This window comes from Aeromonas sp. ASNIH5 (assembly GCF_002902865.1).
Classification (GTDB): domain Bacteria; phylum Pseudomonadota; class Gammaproteobacteria; order Enterobacterales; family Aeromonadaceae; genus Aeromonas; species Aeromonas caviae.
On the sequence record NZ_CP026122.1, the window covers coordinates 4,562,989 to 4,587,605 of the forward strand.

The 24,617-nt window shown below is 62.9% G+C and carries 23 protein-coding genes; 4 read left to right on the forward strand and 19 right to left on the reverse strand.

Annotated features, from left to right (window positions below; translation table 11 throughout):
- Positions 1-21: 21 nt before the first annotated feature.
- The 11 genes from purB to C2U30_RS21575 all read right to left on the reverse strand — a co-directional run bounded on the left by purB (position 22) and on the right by C2U30_RS21575 (position 9,811).
- Entirely contained in the window at positions 22-1,392 is a 1,371-nt protein-coding gene (purB, locus tag C2U30_RS21525) for an adenylosuccinate lyase (protein ID WP_010673617.1), read from the reverse strand.
- Positions 1,393-1,422: 30 nt separating this feature from the next.
- Positions 1,423-2,034: a high frequency lysogenization protein HflD gene (hflD, locus tag C2U30_RS21530; RefSeq protein WP_010673618.1), complete on the reverse strand. Its 612-nt coding sequence runs from the start codon at positions 2,032-2,034 to the stop codon at positions 1,423-1,425.
- 103 nt (positions 2,035-2,137) lie between these two features.
- Positions 2,138-3,244, reverse strand: a complete 1,107-nt coding sequence (gene mnmA, locus C2U30_RS21535; protein WP_010673619.1) for a tRNA 2-thiouridine(34) synthase MnmA — start codon at positions 3,242-3,244, stop codon at positions 2,138-2,140.
- A 158-nt stretch (positions 3,245-3,402) separates the two neighbouring features.
- Positions 3,403-3,870, reverse strand: coding sequence for an NUDIX hydrolase (locus C2U30_RS21540; protein ID WP_103244508.1), 468 nt, complete (start codon positions 3,868-3,870; stop codon positions 3,403-3,405).
- Positions 3,871-3,934: 64 nt separating this feature from the next.
- The gene (gene rluE / locus C2U30_RS21545; protein ID WP_103244509.1) at positions 3,935-4,843 is read right to left on the reverse strand and encodes a 23S rRNA pseudouridine(2457) synthase RluE; all 909 of its coding nucleotides are present in this window, start codon (positions 4,841-4,843) and stop codon (positions 3,935-3,937) included.
- An 82-nt stretch (positions 4,844-4,925) separates the two neighbouring features.
- Complete coding sequence (locus C2U30_RS21550) at positions 4,926-5,393, reverse strand: GNAT family N-acetyltransferase (RefSeq protein WP_103244510.1); 468 nt, start codon at positions 5,391-5,393, stop codon at positions 4,926-4,928.
- Positions 5,390-5,584 (reverse strand): hypothetical protein, encoded by a 195-nt coding sequence (locus C2U30_RS21555; protein ID WP_199767306.1) that lies wholly within the window; start codon positions 5,582-5,584, stop codon positions 5,390-5,392. The genes C2U30_RS21550 and C2U30_RS21555 overlap by 4 nt, the downstream gene beginning before the upstream one ends.
- Positions 5,585-5,591: 7 nt before the next feature.
- A complete protein-coding gene (locus C2U30_RS21560; protein ID WP_103244511.1) occupies positions 5,592-6,353 on the reverse strand; it encodes a DUF3142 domain-containing protein in 762 nt (253 codons plus the stop codon).
- Positions 6,354-6,356: 3 nt separating this feature from the next.
- Complete coding sequence (locus tag C2U30_RS21565; RefSeq protein ID WP_103244512.1) at positions 6,357-8,477, reverse strand: hypothetical protein; 2,121 nt, start codon at positions 8,475-8,477, stop codon at positions 6,357-6,359.
- A gap of 157 nt (positions 8,478-8,634) precedes the next feature.
- Positions 8,635-9,414: a hypothetical protein gene (locus tag C2U30_RS21570; protein WP_103244748.1), complete on the reverse strand. Its 780-nt coding sequence runs from the start codon at positions 9,412-9,414 to the stop codon at positions 8,635-8,637.
- A 103-nt stretch (positions 9,415-9,517) separates the two neighbouring features.
- Positions 9,518-9,811, reverse strand: coding sequence for a hypothetical protein (locus C2U30_RS21575; RefSeq protein ID WP_042879347.1), 294 nt, complete (start codon positions 9,809-9,811; stop codon positions 9,518-9,520).
- Positions 9,812-10,369: 558 nt separating this feature from the next.
- Here C2U30_RS21575 and C2U30_RS22835 point away from each other — a divergent pair.
- Complete coding sequence (locus tag C2U30_RS22835) at positions 10,370-10,519, forward strand: hypothetical protein (RefSeq protein ID WP_010673628.1); 150 nt, start codon at positions 10,370-10,372, stop codon at positions 10,517-10,519.
- 85 nt (positions 10,520-10,604) lie between these two features.
- Here C2U30_RS22835 and C2U30_RS21580 read toward each other — a convergent pair whose 3' ends face one another.
- Entirely contained in the window at positions 10,605-11,696 is a 1,092-nt protein-coding gene (locus tag C2U30_RS21580) for an alpha/beta hydrolase (RefSeq protein WP_103244513.1), read from the reverse strand.
- Between the two features lie 410 nt (positions 11,697-12,106).
- On the opposite strand from C2U30_RS21580, the gene icd reads away from it, so the two are divergent.
- On the forward strand, positions 12,107-13,360 hold the full coding sequence (icd, locus tag C2U30_RS21585) for an NADP-dependent isocitrate dehydrogenase (RefSeq protein WP_010673630.1): 1,254 nt from the start codon (positions 12,107-12,109) through the stop codon (positions 13,358-13,360).
- Positions 13,361-13,426: 66 nt separating this feature from the next.
- Here the strand turns inward: icd and C2U30_RS21590 are convergent, their stop codons facing one another.
- Positions 13,427-13,603 (reverse strand): hypothetical protein, encoded by a 177-nt coding sequence (locus C2U30_RS21590; protein WP_080944224.1) that lies wholly within the window; start codon positions 13,601-13,603, stop codon positions 13,427-13,429.
- 339 nt (positions 13,604-13,942) lie between these two features.
- The gene (dsdA, locus tag C2U30_RS21595; protein WP_103244514.1) at positions 13,943-15,274 is read right to left on the reverse strand and encodes a D-serine ammonia-lyase; all 1,332 of its coding nucleotides are present in this window, start codon (positions 15,272-15,274) and stop codon (positions 13,943-13,945) included.
- 215 nt (positions 15,275-15,489) lie between these two features.
- Between dsdA and dsdC the strand changes: the two genes are divergently transcribed.
- Together dsdC and C2U30_RS21605 are read left to right on the forward strand one after the other, a co-directional pair.
- Entirely contained in the window at positions 15,490-16,434 is a 945-nt protein-coding gene (gene dsdC, locus C2U30_RS21600; RefSeq protein ID WP_103244515.1) for a DNA-binding transcriptional regulator DsdC, read from the forward strand.
- Between the two features lie 349 nt (positions 16,435-16,783).
- Positions 16,784-17,191: an H-NS family histone-like protein gene (locus tag C2U30_RS21605; RefSeq protein WP_010673634.1), complete on the forward strand. Its 408-nt coding sequence runs from the start codon at positions 16,784-16,786 to the stop codon at positions 17,189-17,191.
- Between the two features lie 470 nt (positions 17,192-17,661).
- Here C2U30_RS21605 and C2U30_RS21610 read toward each other — a convergent pair whose 3' ends face one another.
- From C2U30_RS21610 to C2U30_RS21630, 5 genes are all read right to left on the reverse strand, one after another.
- Entirely contained in the window at positions 17,662-18,768 is a 1,107-nt protein-coding gene (locus C2U30_RS21610; protein ID WP_042879339.1) for a 3-deoxy-7-phosphoheptulonate synthase, read from the reverse strand.
- A gap of 250 nt (positions 18,769-19,018) precedes the next feature.
- The gene (locus tag C2U30_RS21615; RefSeq protein WP_103244516.1) at positions 19,019-19,825 is read right to left on the reverse strand and encodes a siderophore-interacting protein; all 807 of its coding nucleotides are present in this window, start codon (positions 19,823-19,825) and stop codon (positions 19,019-19,021) included.
- Between the two features lie 132 nt (positions 19,826-19,957).
- Positions 19,958-21,331 (reverse strand): efflux transporter outer membrane subunit, encoded by a 1,374-nt coding sequence (locus tag C2U30_RS21620; RefSeq protein ID WP_103244517.1) that lies wholly within the window; start codon positions 21,329-21,331, stop codon positions 19,958-19,960.
- Entirely contained in the window at positions 21,328-23,346 is a 2,019-nt protein-coding gene (locus tag C2U30_RS21625) for a MacB family efflux pump subunit (RefSeq protein ID WP_103244518.1), read from the reverse strand. Before C2U30_RS21625 ends, C2U30_RS21620 begins: the two co-directional genes overlap by 4 nt.
- On the reverse strand, positions 23,343-24,506 hold the full coding sequence (locus tag C2U30_RS21630; RefSeq protein ID WP_048208048.1) for an efflux RND transporter periplasmic adaptor subunit: 1,164 nt from the start codon (positions 24,504-24,506) through the stop codon (positions 23,343-23,345). Before C2U30_RS21630 ends, C2U30_RS21625 begins: the two co-directional genes overlap by 4 nt.
- Between the last annotated feature and the right edge of the window lie 111 nt (positions 24,507-24,617).

Consider the following 24,617-nt stretch of genomic DNA (forward strand, 5'->3'; position numbering starts at 1 on the left):
CCGCCGGTTCGGTTACATCACTTATTTCAGCAGATCGACCAGACGCTGGGCGTCGCCGATGTAGTTGGCCGGGGTCAGCTTCTTGAGCTCGACCTTGACCGCTTCCGGCAACTCCAGGGTGTCGATGAAGGTGCGCATCCCTTCGGCGTCGACGCGGCGACCACGGGTCAGCTCTTTGAGCTTCTCGTAGGGCTTCTCGATGCCGTAGCGGCGCATCACGGTCTGGATGGGCTCCGCCAGCACTTCCCAGTTGGCGTCCAGATCGGCGGCCATGGCGTCCGCGTTGGCTTCCAGCTTGGAGATGCCCTTCAGGGTCGCCTGATAGGCAATCAGGGAGTAACCCACCGCCACACCCAGGTTGCGCAGCACGGTCGAGTCGGTGAGATCACGCTGCCAGCGGGAGATGGGCAGTTTGCTCGCCAGGTGCTGGAACACGGCGTTGGCCAGACCCAGATTGCCTTCGGAGTTCTCGAAGTCGATGGGGTTGACCTTGTGGGGCATGGTGGAGGAGCCGATTTCGCCGGCGATGGTGCGCTGCTTGAAGTGACCCAGGGAGATGTAACCCCAGACGTCACGGTCAAAGTCGATCAGGATGGTGTTGAAGCGGGCCAGGGCATCGAACAGCTCGGCGATATAGTCGTGGGGCTCGATCTGGGTGGTGTAGGGGTTCCAGGTCAGGCCCAGGGAGGTGACGAACTCCTCGGAGAACTGGTGCCAGTCCACATCCGGGTAGGCGCTGATGTGAGCGTTGTAGTTGCCCACGGCACCGTTGATCTTGCCCAGCAGCTCCACCGCCATGATCTGCTTGAGCTGGCGCTCCAGACGGTAGGCGACGTTGGCCATCTCCTTGCCCATGGTGCTCGGGGTCGCCGGCTGACCGTGGGTACGGGAGAGCAGCGGCATGTCGCGGTACTCGACGGCCAGGCGCTTGATCTCGCTGATGAGCTTTTCGCAATAAGGCTTGATCACCTCTTCCCGGGCGGTCTTCAGCATCAGGCCGTGGGAGTTGTTGTTGATGTCTTCCGAGGTGCAGGCGAAGTGAATGAATTCGCTGACGGCGGCCAGCTCCGGGTTCACTTCCACCTTCTCTTTCAGGAAGTACTCCACCGCTTTCACATCATGGTTGGTGGTGCGCTCGATCTGTTTGATGCGGGCGGCATCCTGCTCGTTGAAGTTGCTGACGATGCCGTCAAGCACGGCATTGGCTGCCTCGCTCAGGGCAGGGACTTCCGGGATCCCGGCGTGGCTGGCCAGTTTTTGCAACCAGCGCACCTCGACTTCGACGCGAAAACGCAGCAGACCGAATTCGGAGAAGATAGGGCGCAGGGCATCGGCCTTGTCGCCATAACGACCGTCAATCGGGGAAACGGCAGTCAGCGCGGACAGCTCCATGGGGTGAACTCCTGATGATTGGTGTGGGGGTTAAAATCGTTTGGCCAGTTCCACCATCTTCTTGCGGGCGAAGATGATCTGGGTACGGCTGCCGCCGAGCTGGCGCCACAGCACCACGGCGCGGATGCCTGCGAGCAGCAGGGCGCGCACCTTGTGCTGCACCAGGGGCTGCTGCAGGAACAGCGGGGTGCCCGCCACCTGGATGCGCGGCCCGATGGGGCTGATAAGGTCGCTGTAGATGCTCGCCATGTTGGCCAGGATCTGCTCGTCGAGCAGATCGAAATGCTGTTGCTGGCGGCCGATCTGGCTGATCCGCTCCCCCAGCATGTTGAGGATGTCCTTGCGCTTGGCGAGCTTGCGCTCCAGCGCGATCAGGCTCACCACGTAGCGGGTCAGCTCGGCATTCTTCTGGCTGCCGTCGGCCCCCAGCTGTTCCACCAGGGCGCGATAGCCGTCGCGAATGGCCAGGTGGCTGCCGAACACTTCCAGCGGCTGCGTGGGGTTGGTGACCAGAATGCTTTGCAGGCTCTCGCGCAGGGAGGCTTCGTCGCAGGAGCCGTCACGGGCCACTTTCTGCACCAGATAGGCGGCCTGGCAGATGCCTGCGAAGGCCATGGTTCTGTCTTGGAATTTGTCGCTCATATCTTCACGGCCCTGTTCTGTTCATTCACTGGCAGATGCCCGCAGCAGGTCATGATCCGGCCTTGGAATGTATCGCTCACGTAGGCTGCCTTCTGCTATTGGCTCAAACCGGATGGCTGAAACGTTGTTCGATGATGCCGCCGCCCAGACACACTTCCCCGTCGTAGAAGACGGCGGACTGGCCCGGGGTCACCGCAGCCTGCTTCTCGTCGAAGATGACCCGGATGGTCTCGTCGTCGATGGGCTGGATCAGGCAGGGGATGTCTTCCTGCCGATAGCGGGTCTTGACGGTGCAGCGGCGCGGCGCGCGAATGGGGGTGCGATCCACCCAGTGCAGCTGGCTTGCGACCAGGCCGTCGGAGTAGAGGCGGGGGTGTTCCCCTTGCGCCACCACGAGCGTGTTGCGCTCCACCTCTTTGTCCACCACGTACCAGGCCTCTTCGGTGGCATCTTTGCGACCGCCAATGCCAAGCCCCTTGCGCTGGCCCAGGGTGTGGTACATCAGCCCCTGATGCTCGCCGATGATCTTGCCGTCCACGGTTTCGATGGGACCGGGCTGGGCGGGCAGGAACTTGGCCAGGAAGTCCTTGAACTTGCGCTCACCGATGAAGCAGATGCCGGTGGAGTCTTTCTTCTTGGCGGTGATGAGATCCAGCTGCTCGGCGATGCGGCGCACCTCGGGTTTTTCCAGATCCCCGACCGGGAACAGGCTCTGACCCACCTGGGCTTCGCTCAGGGTATAGAGGAAGTAGCTCTGATCCTTGTTGGTATCGAGGCCGCGCAGCAGGCGCGGGCGGCCGGTGCTGTCGTCACGGCGCACATAGTGGCCGGTGGCGATGTAGGTGGCCCCCAGCTCTTCGGCGGCGAATTCCAGGAACGCCTTGAACTTGATCTCCTTGTTGCACAGGATGTCCGGGTTCGGGGTGCGACCCGCCTTGTACTCTTCCAGGAAGTGCTCGAACACGTTGTCCCAGTATTCGGCGGCGAAGTTGATGGTGTGGAGTTTCATCCCCAGCTTGTCGCAGACGGCCTTGGCATCAGCCAAATCCTGGGCGGCAGAGCAGTACTCGTCCGTGTCGTCTTCTTCCCAGTTCTTCATGAACAAGCCTTCGACCTGGTAGCCCTGCTGCTGGAGCAGGTAGGCCGAGACGGAAGAATCCACGCCGCCGGACATGCCGACGATCACCTTGATTTGGCTGTTGTCTGTCATTAGTCGAAGTTACCAGTTCGTTTAAACGGGGCGTATTCTACCAGAGTTTTGCGCCCCCGGTCACATCTCCCTGCCGCCGTTCCCCTTGGAAGCCCGGCGGCGGGAAATCGTTTTTCTTGTCTCGGCCCCATAGCGTCAAAAAGAGCGTCCAATGGCGCTTAGATGAAGGCCTTGAGGGCCGACAGCGGCAGGCGGGTGCCTGCCAGATAGTCCTGGATACACTGCCACACCAGGGGGCTTCGCAGGGCGGGCTTGCACTCGGCAATCTCCGCCAGGCTGAGCCAGTGACAGGCCAGTACGTCACCGTCGGGATCCTCTGGATGGTGCTGACCGGGCGACTTTTCAAGGTCGAAGATGACGGCGGTGCGCACAAAGGTGGCCTCGCTGTCCGCCGGTTTGAAGAGGTAGACCCCGAGCCAGCCGGTGGGCGCGGCGGTGAGTCCGGTCTCCTCCTTCAGCTCGCGGCAGGCCGCCTGGATGAGATCTTCTCCCGGCTCCACGTGGCCGGCGGGCTGGTTGAAGCGGCGCTTGCCCGCAATCTCCTCTTCCACCAGCAAGAAACGCCCTTGCCAGTGCACCAGAGCGGCCACGGTGAGGCGGGTGGGCAGCGGTGGGTGATCGCTCATAAGGACTCCTTGTCTTGTTGGCTGTGCCCCGGCGGGGGCGCTCGATGCAGATCCGCAGTCGCCTTCATTCAGAGGGCTTGGTGCGAGCCGGACGGCGGGCGGTGGTGCGCCCGCCGCTGCGATTGCCGGGGCGCGGGTCTGCCCCGCGGCGCTCCCGCCCCTGGGCTGGATCCTGATCTGTTGGCCGGGCGGTGCGGGGGGCGCTGCGGCCAGTGTCCCCGGCTGCGGCGGATGCCCGTGGTTTGCCTTGCGTGGCGGCTGGTCGTGGCGCGGGTGCCAGATCGGGAGCGGGCAGGGCGCGGCTCTCTCCCGGCGCCAGCCCATCGAGGGTCCACTCCCCGATGGCATAGCGGATGAGGCGCAAGGTGGGGTGACCGATATGGGCGGTCATGCGCCGCACCTGGCGGTTGCGCCCCTCCACGATTGTTATCTCGAGCCAGCAGGTGGGGATCTCCTTGCGCTCGCGTATGGGCGGGTTGCGTGGCCACACGGCAGGCTCATCCATGATGCGCGCCCCGGCGGGCAGGGTCATGCCGTCGTTGAGTTCCACACCGGCGCGAAGGGCCGCCAGTTTCTCCTCGCTCGGGATGCCTTCCACCTGCACCCAGTAGGTCTTGGGGGTCTTCTCTCCCGGCTGGGTGAGGCGTGCCTGCAACTTGCCGTCGTTGGTGAGCAGCAAGAGCCCTTCGCTGTCTCGATCCAGCCTGCCCGCGGCATAGATGCCGGGCTCTTTGATGTAATCCTTGAGGGTCTCGCGGCCCGCCTCGTCGGTGAACTGGCAGAGCACCATGTAGGGCTTGTTCAGGAGCAGCAGCTTGCGATCCGCCGGGGCGGGGGCCGGTTTGCGCTCGTTGACTCTCCCTGCGTGCCGGGCCTCCCGGCGTTGGGATGGGTGCACCGTGGTGGGCCCGCTGGCCGTGCGGCCTGCGTCAGGGCGGGCGGAGAGGGAGAGACGGGGACGGGCTGATTTCATCGCATGCCTACCAAAAACAGGGGATGGCGGAGTGTACCACAGGGGGCGGCCATCAGGGGGAGAGCGGGGCTTCCCTCTCGGGTCAGGGGGAGGCGATGTCCGGCGCCAGTGCGAGGGAGAGGCGCAGCATGTCCTTGTGCTGGATGCCGTGCTCCATCAGGGGCTCGGGATAGTGGATGAGGAAGTGATCCTTCACGACGGCATGGACGCGAAAGCCGTGGCGATGGTAATAGGTGAGCTGGTGGCCGAAGCTGCCGGTACCGAGCTCGACGCGGCCTATCCCCTTCCCGGCCAGGGTCTCCAGCACGAAGCGCAGCAGGCCGGAGCCGATGCCCTGCTGCTGGCGGTTGGGGGCAACGGCGATGTTGAAGATCTCGGCGGTTTGCTCCCCCACCAGGCCCGCCACGCAGGCCCCCACGACCTCGTTGTCCGCCAGGGCGGCAAAGCCCCAGGCCCCGGGCAGGTAGGCGGCGATGCGCGACGCGGCGGGATCGGCCTCCAGCAGCAGGGCCAGCGGCAGGTGGGCGGGGTTCATCTCGACATACGTCATCCTTGTTTCTCTTCCTGTTTGTGACGGCGCGCGCCGCGCAGCACGATGGCGGGCTTGACCGATGTGGTGGCTCGGGCGGTGTTCCTCTCGCACGGCATCTCGCCCGGTGTGGATGCCACCAGCCGGATCTGGGTCGGCCACAGCTGCTTGCCGTGGGCACGCCCTTGCCCCTGTGTCCCGATAGGGTTCACCCGCGTCTCAGGGGGCGTCATGCCGGGGAACAGGGGCGCTGGTCTCCGGGATCGGCACCGGGCGGTTGAGCAGGAAGACCACCTCGCCCCGGTAATGGGGGGAGGCGGCCAGTGTTGTCTGCCAGGCGGGATCCCACTCCCCATCCTGCACCAGCCCGACCTTGAACGGGATGGTCAGGTGCGCCATGGCGGGCAAATAGGCCTGATAGCCCGGCACCGTGTGCGTGCCCTGATAGGTCTGGATCACCAGCTCGTCCACGGGCAGGCGATTGAGCTCTGCCACGTCCCCCGTTTTCGCCCAGTCGAGCAGCCCCGTCACGCTGAGCTTGCACCCGGGAGGCAGGGCACGCCGCAGTTGTTGCAGGGCGTTGCCATAGCGATCTAGCTGGCGGGTCGCCGCATCGAAGTCGATCTGGATGCCCGCCACCCTGGCCCCGGCCGCGCGCCACCCCTCGTAGAGGCGCACCAGCACCTGCTCGTGGGCGGGGGAGAGGGGGAGGGCGTTGACACGCACCACCAGCCAGACCTGCCCGGCCTTGAGGGGGGAGGGAACCCGCCCCAGCTTGACGAAGCGGGGGCCGCCGGGCCTGTCCAGGATCTCCCCCTGATGCAGATAGAGGGTGCTGGCCTGTTCCAGTACCGGCTGGTGGCGGGTGGCGGACCAGAGCCAGAACCCGTGATAGGCGCTGGCATCGACACTGGCCTCAAGGGGGGTGGCCAGGGCCGTCAGCAGCAGCGCCAACAGTGCGCGCTCAGGGGGTCTGCTCATGGCTCACCAGTAGTATTTGAGGGATCTGGCCCACACCGAGTTGCCATAGCGTTGCTTGAGGGTGTTGAACCAGGCCTGCCGGGTGCGTTTGGGGATCTCCTGGCTGTCGCAGCTGTTGTAGCCGGAGGGGGCATAGCACTGGATGGCGCGATAGAGGGCATAGCTCTTGTCTTCGGGCTCTGCCTTGGGGTTGGCCATCACGGCCTGATAGAGGGCGAGGCGACTCGGGAACGTGGGGCGCTCGTCTTGCGCCAGCCCCCAGATCATCTCGCGATCCTGCCACAGGTCGATATGGGGATCCCGGCTGCGCAGGTACTCCCCGAAGCAGTTGAGGGCATGACCATCGTCGGGGCGCTGCACCAGGGTGCCAAGGGTCTGGGCCAGATCCCGGCAGTGGTAGCCCTGGGGCGTCCCCTCTCCGCGCCACTGGAACGCCGAGAGGCGCACATCCCCGTTGGGCACGGGCTCCCAGGGCGCGTCGGCGGGAGGGGTCGCCTCCTTGTAATCGGCGGGGATGAGGGCCACATCCTGCAAGAAGGTGGCCGGGTCGCTGGCGATGAGATCCCGCACCAGCAGGGTATGGAGCGCAATCTGCCGCTCCGCCGCGCTCGGGCCCTGACTGGCTTGCTGGCGCAACAGGGCGGGTTCGGCCTCCTGCTTGAGCACGGCCGCGCGGATGCGCAGCTGGGTGATGGGGCTGCCCGGCTGGAAGATGGCGGCCGTGTTGCCGGTGCGCACCCAGTGATCCGCCAGCACGTTCTCCACGAACGCCTGCTGGGCCTGACCCAGGGGGGAGGCCACCAGCGCCATCAGGGCCTGCTCGGCCTTGTCGAAGGCCTTCATTCCCTGCCAGGCCCAGATGCGCAGCATCTGGTGGCTGAATGCCAGGGTGGCGTCCTCCTGCCCCGGGGAGGGCAGGGCCAGCACCTGCTCGAACTGCTTGTCCAAAAAGAGGGCGTAGGCCTTGAGATAGGCCGCCTGCGCCTGGTGACCGGTTTTTTGCAGGTGCGCGATGGCGTCGTCCAGCTGGGCATCTTGCCAGTCCCGCGGCCGCTCATAGGTCGGTCTGAGACCCCGCAGGGCATTGACGAACAGCAGCGCCGGCTGGGCCGAGTCCTGATAGGCCGCCTGATGGCGATAGGCATCGCCACTGAGCAGGGTGAGATCGATCTCGTTGACCAGGGCCTCCAGCGCCGGCAAGGGCTGGCGGGTTGCCATGGCCTCGTCATAGGCATCCCGCAGGGCGCCGAGATCGCCGGCCATCCACTGGATGCGTCTGAACAGTCCTCTGGTCGAGCTGGCGTAGCGCCCTTGCGGGTAGGCCGCCAGATAGGCCTGACCCTGGGCCATGGCGCGGCGAAGGGCCTCCTTGTCGCTCCTGGTCACGTCCTGATCGCCGTATTCGTCCTTCGCCTCCTTCATCGCGAGGTTGATCTCCGTGCGCATCACCATGTAGGTCGCGCTCTCGGCCACCCAGGGGGCCTTGGCCTGCTGCAAGGCGGCAAAGCCTGCGCGGGCCTCCTCGAAGCGGCTCTCGTAGAAGTGCCGGGCGGCCTGCAGATACCCCTGCCACTCAAGGGCAGCATCGCTCATTTCGGTAGCGGGGGCCGGGCTCTCCTGTTGTCCTAGGATCAGCAGACGGCTTCGCAGCAGCGACGTGCGCTCCGGGGCGGGCACCTCGCTCTGCTCGAGGGCGTCCAGAAACGCGCTGACCGAGGAGAGGGAGTTGGAGATGGCGTGGCCGTAGAGGGAGTCGTGGCCCGCGTAGTGCTCGAGCAGCGGGGGGAGGGACGGGTCGTAGGCGGCCAGCCGGCTGCCGAGCTGCTCGCGCAGCGCCGGGTCCTCCACCTCCTCCGGCTGGGGGAGGCGGGTGAGGTAGAACAGCGGCTGGCTGCGCTCGTTCAGCGGATCCGCCGGCAGGGTGAAGGGGAGGGGGTGATGCTGGGCATCCCCCAGCAGCATCAGCAGGTTGCCCCGGGTGTCGTTCTCGTTGAGATAGAGCGGATAGGTGGGGAGAGGGCAGTCGGTGAGCCAGAAGCCGCACCCGTCACCGTCACCGGAGGCGAGAGCGGGCAGTGCAACCAGCGTCATCGCCAGCACCGAGCAGTGGGTCAGAGATGTCATGGGATCGCTATCCGTTTGTGGGCCCGCGCCGTGCGTGACGCCCGGGCCGGAAAAGGGGGTTCGCAGTGGCGGGCAATAGTACGAAAGAGGGTCACAAACGACAACCCATTCTGACCTGGTCGGCGCTCTCCCTGTCAGGACGCCTGCGCCATGCCGTCTATTTCGGGGCGGCCTTGTCAGGCTGGTAGCGGGTTTCGGTTATCTGGTCGAGGCGCAGGATCAGGGTGTCACCCCCCTTGAGGCGATAGGCGCAGTGGGAGGTGTTGCAGCCGATGCGGATATGGGGTTCATCCCCCAGCAGAGGGGACTGGCTATGGGCCTTACTCTCTGGCCAGTTACCTTGTTCGAGGTGGGTGATCTGCTTGTTAGCCTCTTTCTCCCCCATGGGTCTGGTGTATTCAGATGCCCAGATGACCAACAGGATAGGAAGCATGAAAAGTGCAAATTTCAAATAGGTATTCTTTAACCAAATCAGACAGCTAAATGTAAATGGAGCGGGATAGGTGCGGGCAATTTTCCCACCCTTCATCACGATGGGAAGCAGAACAAAAAAGCGGATCACCCACCATGAGAGAGTCAAGCGCCACCTCACCTTGAAAAACAGGCATGAGAGCATGGTAAAGAGCACTCCAACTGTCATGACGAGAGGGAACACGTAAGGCAAGAGCAGTTGTAGCAGCAGAAGGAATCCGTGAAAAAGAGTGACATCCGCAGGTTGGGAGAACTCGGTGTATTCAAGGCCGAAGCGGTCAAGGTAGCCGTGGTAATATCGCATCCCGACCAAATAGATAGCCGCTGTCAGCAAGGGGAGCAGGGCGCACAGGATGCCGACAAACCCTGGCATACCTACTTTTTTTTCCTCGTCTTTTGCTGCCCGTAGCGCTTGCAGATGCTTCTTGAGCCACTTGCGCTTCAGTGCGGTTAAATCCTTTTCCATCTGAGATGTCTCCCTGTCCCGAGCGCGTGCTCTTTGCTGCTTCGCGGGTGTCAGCATCTGCCATCGCCATACATCGCCATACAAAAAGGGCGAATGTGGATACTTATATCGGGGGCTCTTCGGTGCGAAAGAGCGCCTTGCCGCAGGCGAGGCAGGTGTGGCGAAAGCGATGATCAGGCCAGCCGGTCTGGGGGTGGCCCAGCACCTTGTCGGAGCCGCAGGCGCAGCAGCGCGCCCCCAGTTCATCGTCGATGGCGCATTCGGGATGCTGGTGCAGGTAGTCGGCGCGGGTAGGCAGGCGCAGCCAGTCGGGCTGGGCATGGCGCTGGTTCCAGAAATAGCACCCATAGAAGGTGCCTGCGGCGACGGGCAGGGCAAACCACCAGAAGAGATCCATGTCATGACTCCGACGAGAGGGGATGAGGGCGGCAACAACCCGCTCAGCAGGCGTGGTGCGGCTTCATTTTATCGGGGCGGGAGTGGGGCGGGATATGCCCGGATGGGTAACAAGCGAACCTGCTGGTGGTCGGGTTGGCAAGCCGCAGGGCCGGGATTGGGGATTATCTATCCATTAAAGAGATGGGTTGTGTCATAACCCATCGTATTTTTGGATGGAAAAGGGGGCCTTTCCGGTCGCAGAATCCGGAGAGCGGGGCGTTTTTGTGAAAAAAAATGTGCATACATTCGTCATGCCGATCTCAAGGGCGTCATTGAGCGAGTGATAAATATCAAGATATTGATATAAATGGCAAAAACAGTGTTTTTATCAGGCGTTTTCAGGGTGGGTGATGAGGTTTCATAAGGAGCTTCAACCCATTTTCTAGATTGGTTTTTGCATAATCAATCGTTTATTTTGTTGGACAATTGGGGAAAACCTGGTGTCCAATCGGGTGAGCAGGTTGGCCAAACAGTGCCGTCAGCCAGTGTGTAACCCGAGATGTAAGGAGACATCCTGATGGAAAAACTTGACCAAAAAATCGACACCATGCGCCAGGAATTCGAGTCCCAGGGGCAAAAACAGGCCCAGGACAGATGGCAGGCCAGGGTCGATGAACTGCAACGGGAGCGCAGCGAAGCGCCCCAGCCGGAAGCGGCAGAACACTAGCCCCTGGCGGCCTTGTAGCCACCAAGTGAGCGCATAATGAAAAACCACCGCCCTGTTCGGGGCGGTGGTTTTTTTTGCGCAGTGGCTAGAGGCGATAGAGGTTCTGGGCCGCATCGAACAGCTCCGCGCTCTCGCCGATGCCGCCGTTGAAGACGGTGTGGAAGAAGCGCAGCACCTTCTCGTTGGCGAGGGCATCCCCTTCGAAGTAGGCGTGAGAGTCCCCCACATGGGGCTGATTGGTCACGTCCACGTAGGTGGCCGTTCTGGCATCCAGCCGCCGGGTGTAGTGGCCGAGCCTCGCCTTTTGCTGCTCCCCCATCTTCATGCGTGATGCCATCAGGGCACCATCGCGCTCATTGATGGTGATGTAGAGGCGGTTGCGACACTGGATGCGATCGACCCACTGGGCGTGAAGCTCGTTGTTGGTGTCGGCCGCGGCCATGATGATGTTGTCGAACAGCAGCTGGTTGGCGTGGTAGGTGGTGCTGCCCAGCAGGTGCTTGAACAGGTAGTTGCCCATGCTGTGCAGCAGCAGATTGATGGTGAAGGGGCAGCGCTTGTTCACCTCCTTGGCAAAGTAGCGATCCCAGGCCTCGCCGTTGTCGGCGAACTTCTTCTGGGCCTTCTCTTCCAGCTGCGTCACATACTGGCCGTTGAACTCGTCGAGCAGCCCCTTCATCTTCTCCAGCACCCGGTCAAGGGCACCGGCCGAGGCCAGGGCATCGCGCTTGTCGCTCTTGTAGCTCAGCACGCCCCGGGCGCCGCCGCCATTGGCGGGCCAGCTGAAGCAGAGCACCTCGACGCCGTACCGGGCCTCGAGCCCCGCGGCTCGCTCCAGCACATCGTCAAGATCGTTGTTGAAGCCGTGTACGAACAGCAGCAGGTGTTTGCCGGTCTTGAGCTTCTGCTTGGCCGTGCTGCCGGTCCCGGCGCAGCGCTCCAGCAGCTTGCGCGCCACATAGGCGCTGGCCGGGTGGGGGAGGTCGGGGTCAAGGCCGACGCTGGCGGCCATCTCGGCGGTGATCTGATCCGGCAGCAGGTCCAGCTGCCACTGCTTGCCCTGACGCCGGGCCTCGGCGAGGCGCAGTTCGTTGGGGCCCTCTGCGGGTTTTTCGCCAAAGATCTCGCTGGGGGTCTTGCCCTGCTCGTTGACCATCCGGTTGGTGACGATAAACATGGTGTTCTCCTTGTTGTCGTGCTCTCTTCATGACCGGCCACGCCCCGGGCGCCCCGATCACTGGCAAAGAGCCTAGTCCGGATCCGGCTGCCTGTCCCCCGGCGCGCCTTGCCTCGCCAAAGGGGTTACGACGATGTAAAGGCGAACGGGATTTGGGGGAATGGCGCCTTCGGGGCGGCGAGGGCAGGAAGACGCTGTCATCACTAGAGGAAGAGGTCCGGATGGACGGGGCCTGCGCCTCGTCAGGACCAGAGGGCAGCGAGGGAGTAGGGGATCCTCAGGCGCACTGTGATCCACTCCCCGACTATGGTCTGACATGCACGCCCGCTATTTGATTATGCAAATGGATGGGCTTAAGATGGCCGCGCGCAACGATCAGATTGATAACAAACGGAAGTTAGGAGATGCCGATGGAAAGCAAAGTAGTTATCCCGACCCAGGGCCAGAAAATCACAGTCGATGCCAGCGGCAAGCTGCAGGTTCCCCACAACCCCATCATTCCGTTTATCGAAGGGGATGGTATCGGTGTGGACGTGACCCCGGCCATGTTGAATGTGGTGAATGCTGCGGTCGAGAAAGCCTACAAAGGCGAGCGCAAGATCGCCTGGATGGAGATCTATACCGGCGAGAAGTCGACTCATGTCTATGGCGAAGGTGCCTGGCTGCCGGCCGAAACCCTGGATTTCATTCGTGAATACTGCGTGGCCATCAAGGGCCCGCTGACCACCCCGGTCGGCGGCGGTATTCGCTCCCTCAACGTGGCCCTGCGCCAGGAGCTGGATCTCTACGTCTGCCTGCGCCCGGTCCGTTACTACGAAGGGACCCCGAGCCCGGTCAAGCACCCCGAGCTGACCGACATGGTGATCTTCCGCGAGAACGCCGAAGACATCTACGCCGGCATCGAGTGGAAAGCGGACAGCGATGAAGCCAAGAAGGTGATTGCTTTCCTGCAAAACGAGATGGGCGTGAAGAAAATTCGCTTCCCCGAGTCCTGCGGCATCGGCATCAAGCCCATGTCCAAGGCCGGTACCGAGCGTCTGGTCCGTGCCGCCATCGAGTACGCCATCGACAACGATCGCGACTCCGTGACCCTGGTGCACAAGGGCAACATCATGAAGTTCACCGAAGGTGCCTTCAAGGATTGGGGCTATGCCCTGGCCCAGAAAGAGTACGATGCCCAGCTCATCGACGGCGGCCCCTGGTGCTCCTTCAAGAACCCGAAAACCGGCAAGACCATCGTCGTCAAGGACGTCATCGCCGATGCCTTCCTGCAACAGATCCTGCTGCGCCCGGCCGAGTATGACGTCATCGCCTGTATGAACCTCAACGGTGACTACATCTCCGACGCGCTGGCGGCCCAGGTCGGCGGCATCGGCATCGCGCCGGGCGCCAACATCGGCGATGGCGTTGCCCTGTTCGAAGCCACCCACGGCACCGCGCCGAAATACGCTGGCCAGGACAAGGTCAACCCGGGCTCCCTCATCCTCTCTGCCGAGATGATGCTGCGCCACTTGGGCTGGACCGAGGCGGCTGACCTCATCGTCAAGGGGATGGAAGCGGCCATCGCCAACAAGACCGTCACCTATGACTTCGAGCGTCTGATGGAAGGAGCCACCCTGCGTTCCTGCTCCCAGTTCGCCCAGGACATGATCGACCAGATGTGATCCGGGTCGTTGAAATGCAAAACCGGCGCCATGAGCGCCGGTTTTTTTATGGAGGAGAGCAGGTCGTCAGGTGGTTTTTTCCACGTGCTGCTCGTAGATCTGCTGCCATTTGCTGGTCTCGGCCTCATCTCCACGGGCCTGCCAGAATTCGCAGATGGAGTTGGCGAGCTCGGATGCCATGGCGTGGTCTCCGTCACGGCGGCTCATCAGATATTGTCCCAACCAGCTTTGATATTGTTTCATCGCCCGATCTCCTTATCTAAGGTGCCCAGAGGGGAGTGCTCCTGGCGTCAAGGTCGCGCAGGAGCGATTCGAACTGGGCACATGTTGTGCTGCGCCCGGCAGGTGTTGGTCGCCGGATCCGGTGGTTATCTCACCGGAAAAAGGGGACAACGGGGCGCAGATGTCAAAAAACGGTCTCTATCGTATCACAAAATAACCAGTCAGTGGGGCTGGATGACAAATCAGGCTGTCCAGCAGTCTGGCCGTCTGTGTCATGGTGGCGAGGACTGAGGTGCCATATTGCTGATCTCGCAGCAGAAAAACCCGCCAGGTCGGCGGGTCACGGGGGCGAAAAAAAGATCAGATCCGGGCGCAGGCCAGGTATTTTTCCATCTCCTCGGCGGGCACCATGCCGCCGCCGGTGGCCCACACCAGGTGGGTGGCCCCGGCCATCTTGGCAGCATCCAGTCCCTGCCCACTCTGCCACTCAAGGTTGGTGGCCACTCGCCAGGGGCCTGCCATGCCCGCCAGTGCCGAGGGCTCGAGCCGGATCTCTTCATCCCGGGCCAGGAGCCCCAGCAGGTCGTACATCTCCTGATCGCTCAGGGTGTAGAAGCCCGCAAGCAGGCGTTCCATGGCGCGGCCGACAAAACCGGAGGCGCGTCCCACCGCGAGGCCGTCGGCGGCGGTGAGGTTGTCGATGCCAAGGTCTTGCACCGCAATGGCATCGTGCAACCCGGTGTGGACCCCGAGCAGCATGCAGGGGGAGTGGGTAGGTTCGGCGAAGAAGCAGTGCACGTTGTCCCCAAACGCCAGCTTGAGACCAAAGGCCACCCCGCCGGGGCCACCGCCGACGCCGCAAGGCAGGTAGACGAAGAGCGGATGGTCGGCGTCCACCCTGATGCCCATTTCGTCGAACTGCTTTTTCACCCGCTCGCCCGCCACCGCATAGCCGAGGAACAGGGTGCGGGAGTGCTCGTCATCGATAAAGAAACAGTTGGGGTCGCGTTCGGCTTCCTTGCGTCCCTGCTCCACCGCCACCCCGTAATCGTCGGCATATTCCACGACGATGGCGCCATGTTGGCGCAACTTTTGCTTCTTCCACTCCCGCGCATCAGCCGACATGTGGACGGTGACGCGAAAGCCGAGGCGGGCGCTCATGATGCCGATGGAGAGGCCGAGGTTGCCGGTCGACCCCACCGCGATGCTGTACTGGCCGAAGAAGTGGCGGAACTCGTCCGAAAATAGCGTGCGATAGTCATCCGTCTCGCGCAGCAGCCCAGCCTGGATGGCCAGATGTTCGGCATGGGCCAGCACCTCGTGGATGCCGCCGCGCGCCTTGATGGAGCCGGAGATGGGCAGATGGCTGTCTTGTTTGAGCAGCAACCTGCCGGTGAGTTCGACACCGTAGCGCCCATTGAGGGTCCCCAGCAGGGTCGGGATGGCGGCGATCCCGGACTCGATGATGCCGTGGCTGGCGCGGGTTTCGGGGAAGGCCTCGCACAGGTAGGGGGCGAAGCGGGCGAGCCGGGCGGAGGCGGCGGCCACATCGTGCCGGGTGAGCCCCACATGGGGCAATCCTTCCGCGAGGGAGGTGGCCCCCGGATTGAACCAGGTCACAGGGGTGAGGGCGATCAGCGGTTCGAGCAGGGGGAAGCGGGCGATGAGCCCGGCAATGTCGGTGTGTGTCATGAAAGCCTCTCGGGGTGGTGACGGAATCATCCCATTGAATGGCACCAGCGTTGCCGTGACAAATGATAAAACGCGTCGCTTGGATGAGCCCAGTTGATGCAAATGGTCATCTACCCTGCTGTGTCTTCGCATACGGGTGAGTTGAATCTTCCTGGTGAATGCAAACCTCGCCCTTCTGGTATTATCTGCCAGATAAAAGAGAGGGAGGCCCAACCATGCAACGCGATGAGCACCCGGGGGTGAGGAGCAAGCTGCTCAGCAGCCATCAGCTCGCCAGGCTCCACACCTTCGAGGCAGCGGCCCGCCACGGCTCCTTTGCGCTCGCCGCCGACGAGCTTTCCTTGAGCCCAAGCGCGGTGAGCCACCGCATCTCGGCCCTGGAAGAGGCGCTCGGGTTTTTGCTGTTCCAGCGCTTTCAGCGCAAGGTGGCCTTGACCACGGAGGGGCAGCGCATCTTCTGGGCGCTCACCTCTTCCCTGGAGTTCATCAATCAGGAGGTGCTGGAGATCAGGGAGCAGGCGCTGTCGGGCTCCCTGACGCTGCACTCGCGCCCCTCCATCGCCCAGTGCTGGCTGGTGCCAAGGCTCGCCGATTTTTCCCGTCTGCATCCTCACATCGAGCTCAACCTGCTGACGGGCAACGAGCATATAAACCTGCACGGCTACGGCATCGATCTGACCCTCAACTTCGACGCCAGAACCCCGACGGGCCTGGCCATTCACCCCCTGATGGATGAATTCATGGTGCCGGTGTGCAGCCCTCAATACGCCAGCGACCACGGTCTGATGGGGGAGGTGGGGAATCTGCAGCAGTGCCGCCTGCTCCATGACAGGCAAGCCTGGGGCCTGGACACCGACAGCGACGAGTGGCGCACCTGGGGGAGTCACTGGCATCTCTCCCTGGAGGCCTGCTCGTCACACATGGGATTTGATCGAGCGGATCTGGCGATCCTTGCCGCCACCCACCACGCCGGTGTCGCCATGGGGCGCAGGCAACTGGCAAGCCAGGCGCTGGCGAGCGGAGCGCTGGTGATGCCCTTCCCGGACATGGCGGTGCGCTGCGAGCCGCGTTATTACCTGGCGACCCTCCCTCACCGCCAGTGTCCCAAGATCCAGGCATTCATCCGCTGGATACAGGATCAGGCGCAAGGGGCATCCTGACACGGGACCTGGTTTATTGTCCGCGAAGGTCATGGCCATGAGCGCACTATTTGTACAATAAGTGCCGACACTGCTGCTAAATGACCTGGCGCAGAGCGACGCGGGTAAGAGATAACAGCGTGTGCAACGGATGAGGTGAACCAGAGATTAACCGGGGAAAATAGAAAATAAAGTCCGTGAGGGTATTTCCAATAAGTATCAGGCAGGGAATTAACCACGGTAAATAATGTCCATATGGTGTCAGCGCGCTGCCGGATGGTATAAAAACATTATGTTGTTATCCAATGGGCATGCTATTCTCAAATCGTGTTATCCCTGTGACATACAAAAATAATTCTGTGAGGAAGTAATGAACGAGTTTCTGAAGGTTCTGCTGAACATTCGCAGCTTGCGCGCTGCCATTCGTGAACTGCCGTTTGAGCAACTGCAAGAAGCGAAAGAAAAGTTTGACCTGGTATATAACGAGCGTGCCGAGTCCGTTGAACAGGAACGCGCCGAACAGGAAGAGCGTCAGCGCAAACTGAATGAATTCACCGAAATGCTGCAACAGGCTGGTATCGATCCCCGTGAGCTGATCGGCAGCGTGGCGGCTCCGGCTGCGGCGGGCACCACCAAGAGCAAGCGTGCTCCCCGTCCTGCGAAATACAAATACCAGGAAGACGGTCAGGAGAAGACCTGGACCGGTCAGGGTCGTATGCCCAAGGCCATCGCCGAGCAAGTTGCGCTGGGCAAGGATCTGAACGATTTCCTGATCTGATCGCCGGATCCGATTCTCGATAATGCCGCCTGCAGGGCGGCATTATTATTTTCAGGGTTCAGATGATGTCGCAGTAAAACCCAATTGCGCAGGTTACTCCGGTTAATTGGAGAGCCTCGTCTGGAATAGCCATAATCATCATGTGCCCAATAAAGGTGGCGCATCATCTTCCACGCCACCTCGCCACTTATACGCATTGAGGACTCATACAGCCCGTTTTTCTTCGTCCCTTGTGAGAAGCGATCATGGATACCTGCTGTGACAGAATGAAATAGCGGCGGTGGATCCTCATCTGTACGCCTGAGCGGCCCGTCACTTTTTCTTGCTGATGCATGACGCCCACCGCCTATTAATTTATCCCCCCTATTTATGGTCTGTTTGACACCGCTCTTCTGCAATATATCCGCACGATGCCGGACAACGTGCGGATGAGGCAGACACGGATTGGTGGCAAACAAATAAACCGAATGCTAGATGACGGGTTGTCCGAGTTCAGACTGAACGGCGTGTGTGTATTTTCTCCGGGTGCGGCGACGGGCCTGGACCGCCTCTGCCAGCATGGCAAGCAGGTGTTTACTCTCTTCCCAGCAGAGGCAGGCATCGGTCACTGACAGACCGTATTGCAGCTCACCCAGAGGTGCCGGTTTCTGGTTTCCTCCCAGCAAGAAGCTCTCGACCATGACGGCGGCGATGGCTTGGCTCCCTTCGCTCAGCTGGCGACAGAGCTCTTTGGCGACCTTCAGCTGGTTCGTGTGCAGCTTCTGGCTGTTGCCATGGCTGCAATCCACCATCAGGCGAGGGGGGAGTCCCTGACGGGTGAGGCGGTCTGCTGCCTCCGCCACATCGCTCTGGTGGTAGTTGGGCAGGGTGCCGCCACGCAGGATGATATGACCGTCGGGATTGCCTTCGCTCTTGATCACCACCATGCCGCCCTGGCTGCCGGGGGCGGTGAAGAGATGGGAGGCGGTACTGGCCTGGATGGCATCGATGGCGACCCGGATATTGCCGTCCGTACCGTTCTTGAATCCCACGGGGCAGGGCAGTGCGGAGGCCAATTGCCGGTGGACTTGAGACTCCGTGGTGCGTGCCCCGATGGCGCCCCAGCTGACGAGATCGGCGAGATAGAGAAAGCTGGTGGTGTCGAGGAATTCGGTGGCGGTGGCGAGCCCCAGCCCATTGATGTCGAGCAGCACCTGGCGTGCCAGATGCAATCCCCTATTGATGTCGTTGCTGCCGTCCAGGTGCGGATCGAAGACCAGCCCCTTCCAGCCCACCGTGGTGCGCGGCTTTTCAAAATAGGCGCGCATGACTATCTGAAGGCTGTCTTCATAGGCGGTGGCGAGTCGTGCCAGCCGTCCGGCATAGTCCAGGGCCGCGACGGGATCATGGATGGAGCAGGGGCCAATCACGACCAGCAGGCGATCGTCTTCACCTGCCAGGATCCGGCGTGCCTGATGGCGCTGGTTGTCGATGTGCCGGGCCATGTCGGCCGGACAGGGGTGCTGCGCCAGCAGCTCGGCAGGGGTGGGGAGCGCCTCTATGGCGAAGGCGCGCATGACCGAATTCAAAACTGCCATCTGGAGTTACCTTGCTGTGCATGTGTGCGATGGGGAACCCGTATGCGGCATCCTGTTGGGAGCAGACAGGTTCACGGCTCATCGCAGTTATTGAGAATGATTGTCATTATCTTGGTGTTTGTCTCAAATGCAAGTGCAATGAAATCGCCAGGCGAAGATGGGGGGAGAGAGAACGATGGCGGGGGAACCGCAGCAAAAGCAGGCCGCTCCCCGAGGGAAGAAGCCCGCCAGTCACAAGATAAAGAGGGGGTCAGCTGTCCATCACGGCGTGCCTGTCCTGGTGGTAGGCGTCTTCATCCTTGCCGCAGCGCCAGTAGGGGACTGCGTAGACCCGCTGGCGCTCGGCATCCAGGGTGCGTCTGACGTGGCGGCGCAGCGGCACGACCAGGCTCTCTTCCCCGCCAAACCAGTAATAGCTCCCCTCAGCGACCATGGGCTGGGCGGTGAAATGCGCCACCAGGGTCGTGGCCTGTTCCGGATTGCCCACGAACCAGCGCAGGTCGACGCCGGCCGGCAGCGACAGATCCTGCACGTCGTCCTGATGGGGGACCAGCAGGGCGATATGGCCGAGGGCATGGGATGGCATCACCTCCACCATGGCGCTGATGGCGGGCAGGGCGGTGAGATCCCCCGCCATGTAATAGTGCTCGGCCGTTTGCAGCATGGGGTCGGGACCGCCCGGGCCCGAGATGGCGAGCTTGTCACCCGGTTTGGCGTGCAGGGCGAAACGACTGGCGGGGCCGACCTCGCCGTGCAGGGCGAAGTCGATGTCGAGCTCCAGCGCCTCCCGGCGAAACGCGCGTATGGTGAAGGTGCGAATGACGGGTTTCTGGGCGGGATCGAGCCAGCGAGGCCCCTTGTCGGTGGGGGTGGGCAACACTATCTCGCGCTGATCCGGTCGGGGCAGCATGATCTTGACATGAGCACCGCCACAGCTGAAGGGGTAGTCCACAAGCTCGGGGCTGGTCAGGCAGATTCGGCGCAGGTGCGGGCTCACATCCTGAACATGCTTGACGGTGAGCAGGCGGGGGCGATTGGCCGGGGCGGGTTGAGACATGGGCATACTCCTGGCTGATGATGGTGCCCATTCTTGATGAAATGAAAACTATTATCAATTGGTTTGTGGGCAGCATGGGTCGCGATTGACCTCCTCTGGATGTCCATCGCGATCCCACACTCTCCGCCTGGGTCAGGTTCGATCGCTTCCCCCCAGCGCCCGATAGATGCCTGCCATGTTGTTGAGCTGGGCCTGCTGCTGTGCCAGCAGAGCGAGCTCGGCATCCCACAGGCGGTTCTGCTCATCCAGCCAGGGTTGCACCCCGGTGGCTCCGGCCAGGAAACGGGCGCCTGCCAGCCTCTCGGCCTCCCGGGCATAGGCCCTCTGCTGCTCCAGATAGCGCAGCCGCTGATCCCCTTGCTGACGGGCGGCCAGGCCATCCTCCACTTCCAGCAGCGCGGTATAGAGCTGCTTGCGAAACTCGGTTTCGGCAATCTGGTAGTCGATGTCGGCGCTGGCGATGGAGAGCCGGGTCTTGTTGTACTCGAGGAAAGGGAGCGCCAGCGTGGCGCCCAGGGTGCCGACTGGATTTTGCAGCACCTGGGTCAGGGTATCCGAGGTGGTGCTGGCACCGCCGGTCAGGCTCAGGGTGGGATAAAAGCCGGTGCGGATCTCGTCTCCCCTCGCAAGGGTCTTGCGCAGCCTGAGTTCGGCGGCGCGCACATCTGGCCGCCGGGCCAGCACATCGGCGGGGATGCCAGCTGCCACGGACGGGATCGGGCCCATGATCAGGGCATCGGGAGCGTCAGCGAGCGGCCCGCTGCTGCGGCCCAGCAGCAGGCGAAGAGCATTGCCCGCCTGTGCCCGCTGCTGGGTGAGGGTGGCGAGCTCCGCCTGCTTGCCTGCCTTCTGCTGGCTGGCCTGTACCAGATCGAGTCGGGTCACGGCGCCCGCCTCGTATTTGGCGCGGGTCAGGCGTTCAATGCGCTCCAGATTGCCCAGTTGCTGGGTGCCCAGGGTCATGGCCGAGCCGAGGTAGGCCAGTTGCCAGTATTGCTCCAGGGTCTTGCCGATGAGCAGCAACCGGGTGGCGGCCAGATCCTGTTCGCTGGCTTGTGCTTCCCAGCTCGCCTGATCCCTTGTCGCGGCCAGTCTGCCCCAGAGATCCACTTCGTAGCTGAGGTTGAGAGAGGGGCCCAGGTTGCTGCTGGCGCTGCCATCTTTCATGTTCTTGGTGCCGCTGGCCCCGAGATTGGCGCTGACAGAGGGGGTGAGGTTGGTGTCAGCCAGATCGGCGCCGAGCAGGGCGTTCTTGAGCTTGAGCCCGGCCACCCGCATGTCCGGGTTGGCGGCCAGCACCGCCTCGACCAGGCGATCGAGCGCGGGATCCTGGAATCCCTGCCACCAGGGGCCAGCCTGCTGCGCGGTGAGACCCCGGCTCTCCTGCTGCCATGCTGGCGCCACGTCGAGATCGGGTCTGTGATAGGTGCTCTGCTGGCTGCAGGCACCGAGGCTGGCGGTGAGCATCAGGCTTAGCCCGAGCCTTGATAGGTTGTGCATCGTCATTCCCTCGCCAGTGCCTCCACCGGATCGAGCCTGGCCGCATTGCGGGCGGGCAGGTAACCAAACAGGATCCCGATGAGGGAGGAGCACCCGAAGGCCATCAGGATGGAGAAGAGCGAGAAGCGCATCTGGAAGCTTTCCACGAGCAGGGAGAAGAGAGCGCCGATGAGCAGGGCGAGGCCGATACCGAGCAGCCCCCCCAGCAGGCTGACCATCACCGCCTCGATGAGGAACTGCTGCAATATGTCGGACTGGCGGGCGCCGACGGCGATGCGGATCCCTATCTCCCGGGTGCGCTCCACCACCGAGACCAGCATGATGTTCATCACTCCGACGCCGCCGACGATGAGGGAGATCACCGCGATGGCGGAGACCAGCAGTGTCAGGGTGGCGGTGGTCTTCTCCACCGATTTGACGATGCTGTCGCTGCTGAAGGTGAAGAAGTCCTTCACGCCGTGGCGCTGGGTCAGCAGGGCGACTGCCGCCTGCTCGGCCAGGGCGGGCTGGACGCCGTCCTTGACCCGGATGGTGATCTGGGTGAAGTGCTGCTGGGAGAGGAGACGGCTCATGACGGCGCTGTAGGGGAGCCAGACATTGACCGACTGGCTGCTGCGGCCAAAGCCGGTCTCCTGGGTGACCACCCCCACGATGCGCACCGGCAGGGTGCCGACCAGCACCACCTGGCCGACCGGGTCCACCTTGCCGAGCAGGCTCTCTATGGTCTTGCCATCCACCACGGCGACTGCCGTCCGGTTTCGGATGTCCCGCTCATCAAGCAGGCGCCCCTGGGTGAGCGTCATCCCCTTGACCCGGAAAAAGTCGTTGCCGACCCCGATCACGCTGCCGCTGCTGGTTTTGTTGCGATAGCGAAGCTGGCCGGATGTCGCTATCTGGGGGCTGGCCCCCTCCAGATAGGGCTGGCCGAGCAGCGCGTCGAGATCCCGCTCGTTCAGGGTCTGGATGCTGGCGGCCTTCTCGTCTCCCCAGTCCTTGCCGGGGAAGATGTCGATGGTGTTGGTGCCCATGGCGTTGATGTCGTCGATCACCTTGGCGCGCGCCCCCTGACCCAGCGCCACCACGCTGACCACGGCGGCGATGCCGATGATGATGCCGAGCATGGTGAGGAAGGTGCGCATGCGATGGGCCAGCATGGCGTGCAGGGCCATGCGCCCCGCCTCCCGGTAGCGATCCCAGCCCCGGCTTGCGGTGCGGACGGCGGCGCCTGTGCCCTGTGCATCTTGCCCGACAGGGGGAGGGGCCAGCTGGCTGCCATCACCTGGCAGCGGGTGGGCCGGCGCCCCGGATGGGGAGGCTGCGTTGTCATCGGCCGCTCGATGGCCGCTGTCCTCCACTACCCGCCCGTCACGCAGGGTGATGATGCGATCCGCATGGCTTGCCACCGCCATGTCGTGGGTCACCAGAATGATGGTGTGGCCCTGGGCGTGCAGCTCCTTGAGGATGGCCATCACCTCTTTGCCGCTCTGGCTGTCGAGAGCGCCGGTGGGTTCGTCCGCCAGGATCACCTCGCCGCCGTTGGCGAGCGCCCGGGCAATACTGACCCGCTGCTGCTGACCGCCGGAGAGCTGGCCGGGTCTGTGGTGGCTGCGATCCTGCAGTCCCAGGCGGGTCAGCAAGGTGCGGGCTCGGGCCTGGCGATCAAGGCGGGCAGTGCCGGCATAGATGGCGGGGATCTCCACGTTGGCGGCCGCATCCAGATGGGGCAGCAGGTGATAGCGCTGGAAGATGAAGCCGAAGTGGTGGCAGCGCAGCCGTGCCAGGGAGAGGGCATCCAGGGTCGCGGTATCCTGGCCGCGAAACAGATACTGGCCGCCGCTCGGGTGATCGAGGCAGCCCAGCAGGTTCATCAGGGTCGATTTGCCGGAGCCGGAGGCGCCGACGATGGCCACCATCTCCCCGGCATCGATGGCGAGATCCAGCGGGTGCAGCACGGTCACTTCGTGCTCTCCGCTCTGGTAGCGCCGCTCGATGCCCTTGAGACGGATCAGGGGCTCGCTCACGGCTCCATCTCCCCTTCATCGTGCAGGGCCGGCTTGCCCTGCTCCAGGATCACCTTCTCCTGCTCGGTCAGGCCACTCACCACCTCAATCTTGATGTCATCCTTCATGCCGGTCTTGATGCGGCGGCTCTCTCTCTGGTCCCCCGCCTTGAGCAGGCTGACCTCGTACTCGTTGTCGCCAGTCTTCTTGCCGAGGGCGGTCTGGGGAATGGCCAGTACCTGCTTGCGCTCGCCGAGCACGATGGTGACCTGGGTCGTCATGGCGACCCTCAACTGATGGCCGGGGTTGGGCACATCGAACAGGGCATAGTAGTAGATGGCCGCATTGCTGGTGGCCGTGGTGCTGGCCGTCTGCTCATTGATGTTGGTGGGGGCCAGCTCGACCGTGCGAAGGGTACCGTGGTAGCGAGTATCCGGATCCCCTATCAGGGTGAAATAGACCGGCATGCCCGCCTTGACACGAGTGACGTCCGCTTCGGAGATCTGGGCCTTGACCGTCATGGTGTCGAGATTGGCGAGCTTGAGCAGGGTCGGTACCGTCTGGCTGGCGGCCAGGGTCTGCCCCTGCCGGGTGACGATGGAGACGACGGTACCATCCATGGGGGCCTGAATGCGGTTGTAGCCGAGCTCCGTCTTGGCGCGCTCCACCTTGATGATGGCGTTGTCGATGTCGGCCTGGGCGCTTTGCAGCTCGGCCCGGGTGACGGCAAGCTGGGCTTCGGCGCTCTCCAGATCCGCACGAGAGCTCGCTTCCTGCCGAAACATCTGCTGCTGGCGGCGCCAGGCAAGCTCGTTCTGTTTGAGCTGTGCCTGCTTGATCTTGAGCTGGGCGCGGCGGCTGGCCAGCTCCGCTTCGGCGGTCTTGAGGTTGTTCTGGGCGATCAGGGGATCGATCTCCGCCAGCAGCTCTCCTTGTTTGACCTGTTGACCCGCTTCCACCGCGAGATAGGTGACCTGACCCGAGACCTGGGCCCCCACATCCACCTGCTCGATGGCCTGCAGTACGCCACTGGCGAGCACCGTCTGCTCCACATCCTGTCGGGTAACCGTTGCGGTCAGTACCGGGTCCGGTGTGTTGCCTGGCCAGGCCAGCCAGGTGACGAGAGGGATCAGCACAAGGGCGAGCAGGGCGAGCTTGCCGGGTTTTCGAAGAGCTTTCATTTATCACCTGAACGAAACGAGCGAAGGCGTGCAAGGGCCATATCGTGCAGCAAATGGCCCTCAAAAAGAAGCGAGCAATGTGTAAGAAATCGTGTGGTTCTGGCGGTGACG

Bases quoted from the DNA above. Each gene is read 5' to 3' on its own strand.
- C2U30_RS21550 (WP_103244510.1), bottom strand. From the start codon at position 5,393: ATGACGTATGTCGAGATGAACCCCGCCCACCTGCCGCTGGCCCTGCTG.
- icd (WP_010673630.1), top strand. From the start codon at position 12,107: ATGGAAAGCAAAGTAGTTATCCCGACCCAGGGCCAGAAAATCACAGTC.
- C2U30_RS21580 (WP_103244513.1), bottom strand. From the start codon at position 11,696: ATGTTTATCGTCACCAACCGGATGGTCAACGAGCAGGGCAAGACCCCC.
- C2U30_RS21620 (WP_103244517.1), bottom strand. From the start codon at position 21,331: ATGACGATGCACAACCTATCAAGGCTCGGGCTAAGCCTGATGCTCACC.
- hflD (WP_010673618.1), bottom strand. From the start codon at position 2,034: ATGAGCGACAAATTCCAAGACAGAACCATGGCCTTCGCAGGCATCTGC.
- C2U30_RS21565 (WP_103244512.1), bottom strand. From the start codon at position 8,477: ATGACATCTCTGACCCACTGCTCGGTGCTGGCGATGACGCTGGTTGCA.
- C2U30_RS21560 (WP_103244511.1), bottom strand. From the start codon at position 6,353: ATGAGCAGACCCCCTGAGCGCGCACTGTTGGCGCTGCTGCTGACGGCC.
- C2U30_RS21570 (WP_103244748.1), bottom strand. From the start codon at position 9,414: ATGGAAAAGGATTTAACCGCACTGAAGCGCAAGTGGCTCAAGAAGCAT.
- C2U30_RS21590 (WP_080944224.1), bottom strand. From the start codon at position 13,603: ATGAAACAATATCAAAGCTGGTTGGGACAATATCTGATGAGCCGCCGT.
- C2U30_RS21575 (WP_042879347.1), bottom strand. From the start codon at position 9,811: ATGGATCTCTTCTGGTGGTTTGCCCTGCCCGTCGCCGCAGGCACCTTC.
- purB (WP_010673617.1), bottom strand. From the start codon at position 1,392: ATGGAGCTGTCCGCGCTGACTGCCGTTTCCCCGATTGACGGTCGTTAT.
- C2U30_RS21615 (WP_103244516.1), bottom strand. From the start codon at position 19,825: ATGTCTCAACCCGCCCCGGCCAATCGCCCCCGCCTGCTCACCGTCAAG.
- C2U30_RS21540 (WP_103244508.1), bottom strand. From the start codon at position 3,870: ATGAGCGATCACCCACCGCTGCCCACCCGCCTCACCGTGGCCGCTCTG.
- C2U30_RS21630 (WP_048208048.1), bottom strand. From the start codon at position 24,506: ATGAAAGCTCTTCGAAAACCCGGCAAGCTCGCCCTGCTCGCCCTTGTG.
- dsdC (WP_103244515.1), top strand. From the start codon at position 15,490: ATGCAACGCGATGAGCACCCGGGGGTGAGGAGCAAGCTGCTCAGCAGC.
- C2U30_RS22835 (WP_010673628.1), top strand. From the start codon at position 10,370: ATGGAAAAACTTGACCAAAAAATCGACACCATGCGCCAGGAATTCGAG.
- C2U30_RS21610 (WP_042879339.1), bottom strand. From the start codon at position 18,768: ATGGCAGTTTTGAATTCGGTCATGCGCGCCTTCGCCATAGAGGCGCTC.
- dsdA (WP_103244514.1), bottom strand. From the start codon at position 15,274: ATGACACACACCGACATTGCCGGGCTCATCGCCCGCTTCCCCCTGCTC.
- rluE (WP_103244509.1), bottom strand. From the start codon at position 4,843: ATGAAATCAGCCCGTCCCCGTCTCTCCCTCTCCGCCCGCCCTGACGCA.
- mnmA (WP_010673619.1), bottom strand. From the start codon at position 3,244: ATGACAGACAACAGCCAAATCAAGGTGATCGTCGGCATGTCCGGCGGC.
- C2U30_RS21605 (WP_010673634.1), top strand. From the start codon at position 16,784: ATGAACGAGTTTCTGAAGGTTCTGCTGAACATTCGCAGCTTGCGCGCT.